At 63.1% G+C, this 7159-nt stretch carries 5 protein-coding genes and 1 pseudogene; all 6 read right to left on the bottom strand.

Annotated elements, in window-relative coordinates; genetic code table 11:
- A pseudogene (locus tag EZI54_RS22795) lies at window positions 1-622 on the bottom strand (hypothetical protein); the annotation flags it as partial.
- Entirely contained in the window at window positions 619-891 is a 273-nt protein-coding gene (locus tag EZI54_RS22790) for a hypothetical protein (protein ID WP_131484170.1), read from the bottom strand. The gene EZI54_RS22790 and the pseudogene EZI54_RS22795, both read right to left, overlap by 4 nt.
- 74 nt (window positions 892-965) lie before the next feature.
- Window positions 966-2102, bottom strand: a complete 1137-nt coding sequence (locus tag EZI54_RS22785; RefSeq protein WP_131484169.1) for a hypothetical protein — start codon at window positions 2100-2102, stop codon at window positions 966-968.
- Entirely contained in the window at window positions 2099-5500 is a 3402-nt protein-coding gene (locus EZI54_RS22780; RefSeq protein WP_131484168.1) for a toxin VasX, read from the bottom strand. The genes EZI54_RS22785 and EZI54_RS22780 overlap by 4 nt, the downstream gene beginning before the upstream one ends.
- Window positions 5497-6327, bottom strand: coding sequence for a DUF4123 domain-containing protein (locus tag EZI54_RS22775; RefSeq protein WP_131484167.1), 831 nt, complete (start codon window positions 6325-6327; stop codon window positions 5497-5499). Before EZI54_RS22775 ends, EZI54_RS22780 begins: the two co-directional genes overlap by 4 nt.
- On the bottom strand, window positions 6324-7159 hold an 836-nt coding region (locus EZI54_RS22770; protein ID WP_131484166.1), incomplete at its 5' end, for a type VI secretion system Vgr family protein. The genes EZI54_RS22775 and EZI54_RS22770, both read right to left, overlap by 4 nt.

Genomic DNA, 7159 nt, shown 5'->3' with positions numbered 1-7159 from the left:
AGCGCTCCCCGGTCTCCGGGTGCCGGAAGCCAATGCCGAAGCCGTACTGGCGGTGCACCCCATACTCCGTGGCCCCCTGGGACTCGATCACCCAGGCTTCCAGTTCCTCCCAGGGGATGAAGATGGGGTCGCTGTGGCCCTCCGGCACAAAGCAGACTTCACGGCGCTGGCGGTTGAAGCGGGTGGGGGCGATTTTCTCGGCCCGGCCGTACATTTGCCAGCGAGGCCACATTAACGTCAGAAACGTTCCTAGCCCCCCCCCTAGGCCGATCCAGAAACCGAGATTAAAAGCGCCTTTAAATCCCCAGACAGCATCCTCCCAGCCATTGCCGAAGTGATACCCGCCCCAGAATGCAATCACTGGACCCACTACGGCGAAAAGCAAAAATAGCCCAAATGGCCCAAAGAGTACCATCTGCCAGGCAAAGGCAAAGGAATTGCCCACCCCGAAGTCCAAGTAATGATCGGTGACCGTTCCCACCGCATGGCCGTGGTCCACTGGGGGCAACCCGGTGGGCAGGGGTTTGGGCGCCAGGTAGGTGATCCGGCCCGAGGGGAAGGGCTCCACCTCGCCGGCGTGGTGGCGTTTGTGGTCTGGGCTCGACTTTGCCGATTGGGTCATACGTACAGATCCAGGGCGGTCAGGGGTTGGTGGATGGGCCGCCAGAGCGGGTCGGCCCCGGGCGACTCGTCAGAGGGCGTGACCGGGAAGGCGCCGTCCGGCGTCAGGCGCAGCAGGTAATCGCGATGCTGGTAGGTGTTGTCCGGCTGGCGGGTTTCCAGTCGTACCATGACCACCAGGTCGCGGGTCATTAAACCGTACCGGGTTTTCTCCGCCTCCGGCACCGTAAAGCGCAGTTGCAGGTGGTCCTCATCCTCCGGGATGGTCATGGACCCGATGACCTCTGCCGCGCAGCGCTCCCGGAGATGTGTTCGAATGCCTGCTTGGCAGCCCCTTTCCCGCATCAGGCCCGCTGCCGCGCCGGCGCCTTTTCCCCGGCGTAAACCTGCGCGTAGATTTCCGTGACCGGCCGGGTCGGCCGGGCGTCGATCAGGGCCTGTACCCGTTGGCTCAATCGCTTGAGCTCGTCGCTGGGCCGGGCTCTTTGATCTTCAGGCAAGGGTTGGGACCAGGTCTCCATCGCCGGAGGCAGGGACCGGTTCAGCAATCGCTGGAGCTTGCGGTTCTCCCACTCCACCATCCGGTTGGGCAGGGTCCAAAACGTCATCACGTGGTAGAGGTACCAGAAGAAGGTGTAGATCCAGCCCACCTCGCCGGCCTTGCGCCGACGGCGGACATTGCGACGGGCGGCTTGGAAGAAGGCCACGCCTTCCTCGTTGGGTGCATCGTCCCCGGTCATCAGCTCGCCGTGGGGCTCGATCTCTTCCAACGTATTAACCTCATACTCCATGTAGGCGCGCAGGGCCTCCCAGGTGCTGATCGACAGCGGCAGGCCGTGGGTCGGGAACTCCAGGTTGAAGCGCTCCCCGGTCTCCGGGTGCCGGAAGCCAATGCCGAAGCCGTACTGGCGGTGCACCCCATACTCCGTGGCCCCCTGGGACTCGATCACCCAGGCTTCCAGTTCCTCCCAGGGGATGAAGATGGGCTCACTATGGCCCTCCGGCACAAAGCAGACTTCACGGCGCTGGCGGTTGAAACGGGTTGGGGCGATTTTCTCGGCCCGGCCGTACATCTGCCAACGAGGTAGCATGGCCAGGAACAAGCCGCCAAGCCCCCCCCCTAGACCGACCCAGAAACCGAGACTGAAAGCTCCCTTGAATGCTTCGACAGCGCCGTCCCATCCGTAGCCAAAGTGAAGCCCGCCCAAAAATACAATTAGCGGGAAAATCGCGGCACCCAGCAAAAACAGCCCGAATGGCCCAAAGAGTGTCATCTGCCAGGAAAACGCAAAGGAGTTGCCCACGCCGAAGTCCAGGTAATGATCGGTGACCGTGCCCACCGCATGGCCGTGGTCCACCGGGGGCAACCCGGTGGGCAGGGGTTTGGGCGCCAGGTAGGTGATCCGGCCCGAGGGGAAGGGCTCCACTTCACCGGCATGGTGGCGTTTATCCGTGGGCTTTGGGGTCGCCGATTGGGTCATGGGTACAGGTCCAGGGCGGTCAGGGGTTGGTGGATGGGCCGCCAGAGCGGGTCGTCCCCGGGCGACTCGTCCGAGGGCGTGACCGGGAAGGCGCTGTCCGGCGCCAGGCGCAGCAGGTAATCGCGAGGCTGGTACGCGTTGTCCGGCTGGCGGGTTTCCAGCCGCACCATGACCACCAGGTCGCGGGTCATTAAGCCATACCGGGTTTTCTCCGCCTCCGGCACCGTAAAGCGCAATTGCAGGTGGTCCTCATCCTCCGGGATGGTCATGGACCCGATGACCTCTGCCGCGCAGCGCTCCCAGGTCTCCGGGGCCCGCTTGAACATGCCCGACTGGGCCGGCTGCACGCGCCAGGCGGAGACCGACAGGCGACAGGGCTCGGGTGTTTGCAGGCCGAGACTGTTGACCAGGGCCGTGCGTGGCCAGGCGGACACGTTCAGAGCCACGGTGTCTGGATCGCTGTCATTATCGCTCCCATCGACGGGGGTCAGGCTTACCGCCTCGCTCAAGGCGCCCAGCCGTTCCTCATAGGCCGCCAGGGACAGGTTCTGGTTCTTATCCGGATCGGCACTCCAGGGCGTACTCAGCAGCCAGTTATCCCGTTCGCTCAGGTTGTAGTGGTTATACAGCCAGGTGCCGGCCAGTTCAAACACGGTAAAGGCCAGCCCGAACAGGTTCAGCCGGGCAAAGAGGCTGGACAGTCGCGTACCGGACGTGGCCCAGGCCAAGGCCCGTTCCTCGCCTCGGGCCGCCTGGAAAACCTGGACGGCAGACCTGAAGGTTTGAGTAAACCCGTATCCCTGAGTTACCGCCAAACCACCGCTTCCAACCATACCCATCGCCGCTCCGGATGCTGCGATGCCGTTGCCGCTTTTCACGGCATCCGCCCATTCAGCACCATGTTTGTATGTGCTAACAAGCGCGCTGATTGTACCTGCACCATAGCTGAAGATTCCTAAACCCACGTGGAGCATACCCAAGCGGATATGCACAGCCTTTAGCGCCCCGCGCTGCCAGTTGTTTGCCAATGCCTGGGCGCGCGCCGTCAAAAGTGTATCTTGGATACCTTGGGCGGCAGCCAAACCCGCACTGGAAGTAGCAAAAAAACTTTCGATAGCCGGTCGCCAAGAACGTTGCCCCGTATCAGTTGATAGGGCCTCCTCAATTACAGAGTAGAAATTCCCGACTTGCACGACCGCCACCAGCACCCCCAACCCATCCCCCATCAGGTTGGCGCGTATGTTCGGCAGGTGCCCCGCGCGCAAGCTCGCCAGGGTTTCGCCCAGGGCCTGCTGCTGGGCGGCCGGCAACAATAGGGTCAGGCCGGCGCGCCCGGTGGTTGCCGGCTCCAGGCGGAGCCCGGTATCCACTTCTTCCACAGGGCTCAGGGCCGCCGCCACATGCTCCCCCAGGGTCCGGTGCTCCTCACGGGTGGCCTTGAATTCTTCCACCAGTCGCTGCGCTTCGGCGGAGCGGTGCCCTTGCTGCGACTTGACGATCTCGTGCTGTTTGGCAATGTCCGTCAGGCGCTCTGATAAGGCCATCAGGCGCTGCAGGTTGTCGCGGAAGGTGGCCAGTTCCCCCGGCGAGGCGACCTTGAATTCCGCCTCGCCGGCGTTGATGGCATCCAGCATCTTCCCCTTGAAGAAATACGGCAGGTCCCGGAACAGTTCATCCAGTGGCGGCAGGGTATGACTGTCGATGGCGTCGTAGAGGGGCTGGAGCGTTCTGGCCAGCCCGGTGGCGACCGCCGGCGAGAGGGTGTCGCCAACCGCCGCGGCTTTCCTCTGGATATCGTCGGACAGCGCCGAAATGTCGGGCAATCGCCCGGACTCGGCCTGCTTCAGCTTTTGCGCCCAGGTTGCGGACTGCTTGATGAGCGCATAGCCCTTTTCAAAGATCGTCGCATAGGTGGCCATCGGCTCCCGATCCGGAGCCTGTTCAGACTGGCTCAGGGTATGGAACAGTGGCCGTGTGTATTGCGGGTTGGCCTGCATCCAGGCCAGCACGCGTTCGGCGGCGTCATCACTGCGGCCGATGTCCTTCAGGCAGAGATATTCCAGGGTGAAGGCCGCCTCGATCTGTCCGGCATCCTGGTTGTCGAAGTACCAGGCCGCCCGATGGAACCGGCTGTCGCAGACCAGGGTCACCCGATCTTCCGTGATCGTTTCCAGGAGGGTATGCCAGCGGGCGAGCTTTTCCTGCTGGTCTTGCAGGAAGGCGGTCATCCGGGGCCGGTCGATCAGGTCGTTGATGCCCCGCTCGCCCAGCTTCGCGCCGTTGAGGCGATAGTAATTCTGCAGGTTGAGCTCGTTGATCGCCTGGCGATGCCTCTCAAAGCGCGCCTGGCCCAGGATGTCGATCATGTCCAGTTGCGCGGCGACAAGCGGATTGTCGCTATAGTGCTCGCGCATATAGGCTTCCGTACCGACGTGTTCCGGCCCGTGGTAATCCTTGCGGACTTCCAGGTAGCGGTATATGGCCTGACGTTGGTCTCTGGTCGTGTCGTCGATCAGGGCATCCAGCTTTTCGTCGCCCGTCGCGGCGGCGGTATCGGCCAGGATCTCGTCGCTGACGGCGGTCATCGATTCGATCATCGCCGCCAGCATGTAGTCCCTTTCCGTATTGCCCTCTTGTTTGCCGCTCCTGGCCCACTCATCGAGCCAGCCCACGACATCGTCCTGGTGCTGGGCGAGGTCGAGCATCACCCCGACGTCATCTTCAAGGACCAGGCAAAGACATTCGTCCGGGTCGTCCACGTCCTGCTGCTTGATGAGTTTGCCGAAGCGGGTCTTGTGGTAGTAGGGCTGGTTCTCCCAATAATAGGGCTCACTCTCTTGTGGGTTGGCGCCCTCGGGTGCCTCAGGCTGATAGTCCTCTGCAAACTCGGCGACCCACGATTTGGCCTGTCCAGGCGTCAGCAGGTGTTTCCCGCCCGACACGGGCGAGGCGGAGGCCAGGGGGATTTCCTGCATGAAGGCGGCCCGTTCCTCCCGGCTGTCGAGAACCTGGGCTTTCTTCCGGTCGGTCAAGGCGACCTCGCTGAAACACGCATACAGGGTATGGTTCCGGGGATACTCCAGCTTACCGCCATTGTGACCGGACAACTGGCCATCCTCATGGACGTATTCGTGCAGGGCCTGTTCATCGTCATCCAGGATGTAAATGTAGCCATCCCTGGGCAGCCGGTAGCCGAGCGGCCGGGACGTCAACTCGTACGGCATCCCGGATTCGGAGCCCTTGGGCGCCGTCTCCACGCGTCCATAGCGAAGGGGCAGTAAGGTGACCGTCTCCATCAGGGGGCAGCTGGCGGGCTGGTCGCTGTCGGTGGCCGGCAACTCCCAGGCTTTCAGGTCGTAACTGTCTCGATCGTCAGCGGGTCGTTGTTTGCGCGTCATTGTTCATCCATGAAGGTGTGGGCGTTGGGCGTGTCGATTCGGGCCTGGTCGTCATTGTGGTAGCGCGCCGCCAGGAAACGCAGTTTATCCCTGGGATTTCGATGCCCTTGCTGTTCCGCCTCACCGGCAAGCCGGGCCAATGCGGGAAAGGCCACGGACCGGTGCTGGCCCCCGAGCCATTCACGCATCGGTGGGTCCAGTTGGTCCCAGAGGGACAGGTTATCCTTGCGGCGATTGAAGGCGGAGAAGGTGGCGTCGAGCCGCTGTGCATCCGGGGACGCTGCCTGGTCCGGAATCTGGTTCGGTCGATGTGGCGGCGCCTGGATCACCCAGGTCTCATCGACACAATCCGGCGAAATCACGTTTTGGACAACATCCGACGGGAGTTGGGGGGCTGGGCTAATCTGCTGTTCCCCAATGATGGATCGGGCCAGTTCCGGGTGGGCAATACGAAGTAACTCGGGACTATCGGGAACCCGTTCGATAGCCAACAATTGGTGAAGGTATTCTCTAAGGACGGCGGGTGGATGCCCTGACAACAGGAAGTAACCCCACTCCTTACCCGCGCCTTCTTCCAGGAACGGTTTAACAGCGGGGTTGTCCTCACGGTCCAACCACACCAGCCAGGGCGCAAATTCACTCACCGGCTCCCAGCGGGTTGAGGCGTACAGGCACTCGGCCTCGACGATTCCACCAGACCATTCGTAGATCGACTGGTCGATGTTTGGTATCGACGCTCCATCCAGGACCAGGGCCACACAGCCATTGGCCGGCCAGGTGACCTGGGCGAAAGGCGACTCTGACAGCGGCCATGGTTCGTCCTTCATGCCGTTTTCTCCTCACAGATGGCGCAGGTCGCGTTTCCTTTCCTGAGGGCCGCCTTCTGGGACTCGACATTGATGGGCCGCAGGCCCGTTTCGGCCAGGGCCACAGGCTCTACCTTCTCATCGCGCGGCGCGACCAGCGATTGGGGGGCTTCTGGCATCTTTGCGGCCTGCCCCGCCCCACTCCCCGGCGCCCCGCCGGAATTCAGCTTGACGCTGGGGCCGGCCAGGGTGACGCCGCTGGCGTCCAGTTTCAGGAAGCTGCCACCGGCGGCGATGGTCAGTTCGGCGCCGGCGTCGAGGACGACCTTGGCGCCGGCCTTGTAGTGGGCTTCGTTGCCGGCTTCGGTGAGGGTGGCGGTGCCGGATGTCTGGTGGAACGTGCCGCCCACCGTCAGGCTCAGGTCCTGGCCCACCTTCTCCCGTTTCTCCCCATCGACCGTACTGTGGTCGTTGGCCTGGATGTGGGCATAGCGGTCGTTGTCGACGGTCAGGTGGCTGTCGTGGTGGATCACCTCGGTGCGGTCGTTCTCGGTCAGCAGGTCCAGGTCCTTCTGGGCGTGGAGGTAGATCTGTTCCCTGTCCGCCTCGTCCTCGAAGCGCAGTTCGTTACTGCCCTCACCCTTGTGGGTCTGGGTCTTCAATGTCGTGCGGGTCTTGTGCTCCGGCAGCGCGTAGGGCGGCGTGTTGGTGGCGTGGTAGGTGCGCCCGGTGATGATTGGCTGGTCCGGGTCGCCGTCCAGGAAGGAGACGATGACCTCGTGGCCGATGCGGGGTAACGCCATGAAGCCGTAGCGGCCCCCGGCCCAGCCCTGGCTGACCCTGAGCCAGGCGC

The organism is Marinobacter halodurans, from assembly GCF_004327985.1.
Lineage (GTDB): Bacteria > Pseudomonadota > Gammaproteobacteria > Pseudomonadales > Oleiphilaceae > Marinobacter_A > Marinobacter_A halodurans.
The sequence above is the reverse complement of the archived record's forward strand: the minus strand, read 5'-3'. Positions and strand labels throughout refer to the sequence as shown.

Coding starts and splice junctions, on each gene's coding strand:
- EZI54_RS22790 (WP_131484170.1), bottom strand. CDS start 891: ATGACCATCCCGGAGGATGAGGACCACCTGCAACTGCGCTTTACGGTG.
- EZI54_RS22785 (WP_131484169.1), bottom strand. CDS start 2,102: ATGACCCAATCGGCGACCCCAAAGCCCACGGATAAACGCCACCATGCC.
- EZI54_RS22780 (WP_131484168.1), bottom strand. CDS start 5,500: ATGACGCGCAAACAACGACCCGCTGACGATCGAGACAGTTACGACCTG.
- EZI54_RS22775 (WP_131484167.1), bottom strand. CDS start 6,327: ATGAAGGACGAACCATGGCCGCTGTCAGAGTCGCCTTTCGCCCAGGTC.